The 1,958-nt window shown below is 62.2% G+C and carries 3 protein-coding genes; 2 read left to right on the top strand and 1 reads right to left on the bottom strand.

What is annotated here, in order from left to right:
* Positions 1 to 197, top strand: a 197-nt coding sequence (locus EN935_RS41575; RefSeq protein ID WP_206534631.1) for a hypothetical protein, incomplete at its 5' end; no start/stop codon positions are given.
* Between the two features lie 10 nt (positions 198 to 207).
* On the opposite strand, the gene EN935_RS33505 is transcribed toward EN935_RS41575, so the two are convergent.
* A complete protein-coding gene (locus tag EN935_RS33505) occupies positions 208 to 1,035 on the bottom strand; it encodes a MurR/RpiR family transcriptional regulator (protein ID WP_109661214.1) in 828 nt (275 codons plus the stop codon).
* Positions 1,036 to 1,179: 144 nt separating this feature from the next.
* On the opposite strand from EN935_RS33505, the gene EN935_RS33500 reads away from it, so the two are divergent.
* Positions 1,180 to 1,958: N-formylglutamate amidohydrolase (locus EN935_RS33500; protein WP_127374099.1), on the top strand; the 779-nt coding region annotated here is incomplete at its 3' end.

The raw sequence follows: 1,958 nt of genomic DNA, 5'->3' as shown, positions 1-1,958 counted from the left end.
CCACAACCAGCACCACCAGCGCGACAAGTATCTGTTTCCAGGCGGCCATCGGCACTCCGGTTGGTAAAACAATCCTTCCGTCTACCGGTTTCCCGAAAAGAAGCAGACGCAGCGAGGCTATTATAAGGCAAGAAGCCACCCCGATATCGCGTCCTTATGACAACTCTCCAGTAACTGCGCACATTAAATATACGTAACGTTTGAAGCCTAACGCAGACTTTCCATCTCGCGGATGCGTTTGGCGCCCTCTGCTTCCAGCTGGCGAGTAACGGCGCCGATCAGCGTTTCCGCAACGACGAACAGGGCGGCCGAAGAGTCCCATGCCGACGGCACCGCGGTTCGTCCGGCGATGACATGGCGAGCGAAACGCGCGATCGGCGACAGCCACTGGTCGGTGAACAGCACGATCTGAACGCCGCGCTGATGCGCCTTCTCGGCGAAGCGGACGAGGCTGTCCTGGTAGCGCCTGATGTCGAAGATCACCAGCACATCGCGCTTGCCCATGTCGATCAGCCGGTCGCGCCACATGCTTTCCTGGCCGGCGAGGTGAAAGACATCAGGCTGAATGATGGCGAGGTGGGCGGCCATGTAACGCGCCAGCGGATCGGTGAAGCGGCCGCCGATCAGGAAGGTCTTGCCGCGCCGGTCGGCGAGCCGGGCGGCGATGTCGGCAAGCTGCTTATCGGACAGGTGCCTGAACGTCTCGCGCATATTGTCGAGCGTTGCTTCCAGCATCGGCGACACCGTGCCGCCGCCGGGCGAGGGCGGATTGAGCGTCCTTGTCGCCGGCGATTGCAGTTGCGCCGCCAGTTCGTCCTGCAGGCTCGACTGGAATTCCGGATAGTTCTGGAAGCCCAGCCGGGCAACGAAACGCAGGATCGTCGGCGAGGAAACGCCGGACGCGGCCGAGAATTCGGCCACCGTCTTCAGGCCGATCATTGGATAGGAAGCGATCAGCGTCTGGGCCGCGCGCCGTTCGCTGGCCGGCATCGTGCCGATGCGGTCGGCGATCAGTTCGGCAATGTTGGAAATCATCTTTTCCCCACCCCTGGCTCGGTCGATGGTCTTTTCCGAAATCGCATTTGACAAAGCCGGACAAACTGTATGAAATCATCCACAGGGACGCAATGAGGCAAAATACGTAACATAAGATACAGCGCTCCCCGGGGACGGCAGACTATGGAGAAAGCACGGCCCGCCAGCCTTGCATCGTCTGATACCGTGAGGGTGACGAACCCCGGCGGGTCAAGCCCTTTCATGCTGACCTGCGATCACGCCTCGAACTTCCTGCCCGCCGAATTCGGTACGCTCGGCCTTGCCGCCGAGGATCTGTCCCGTCACATCGCCTGGGATCCAGGCGCGCTGCCGGTTGCCCGCCGCATGGCGCAGGCGCTCGACGCGACGCTGGTCGAGACCTGCGTTTCGCGGCTGGTGATCGACTGCAACCGTCCGCTCGATGCGCCTGACCTCATATTGAGTGTCAGCGTCAGTGAGAGAACCGTTGTCCCGGCGAACCAGGGACTCTCTGTCGACGAGCGGGAGGCGCGTATCGCGCTTGCATGGCGCCCGTTCCATGACACGATCGAGAAGACCATCGAGGATCGGTTGGCGGCGGGGCTGGAGACACGACTGGTCTCGATTCACTCCTTCACCCCGGTCTTCAAGGGGAAGAACCGGCCCTGGCACATCGGCATCATCCATGACGAGGATCGCCGGTTGGCGGCACCGCTGATATCGGCGCTGAAGCGGCTTGCCGGTGTCACCGTAGGCGTCAACGAGCCCTATTCGCCGGCCGACCGCGTCTATTTCACGCTGGAACGCCATGCGCGCTCGCGCGGGCTGCCCTGCGCGATGATCGAAATCCGCAACGACGAAATCGCCGGCGAGACCGGGCAGCGGAAATGGGCGGATCTGCTCACGGGCGTTTTTTCGAATCTGGAGCCAGAGGAGGCCAAGGG

This window comes from Mesorhizobium sp. M7D.F.Ca.US.004.03.1.1, assembly GCF_003998635.1.
Taxonomy (GTDB): domain Bacteria; phylum Pseudomonadota; class Alphaproteobacteria; order Rhizobiales; family Rhizobiaceae; genus Mesorhizobium; species Mesorhizobium loti.
This window is presented reverse-complemented; position numbering and strand designations above follow the sequence as displayed.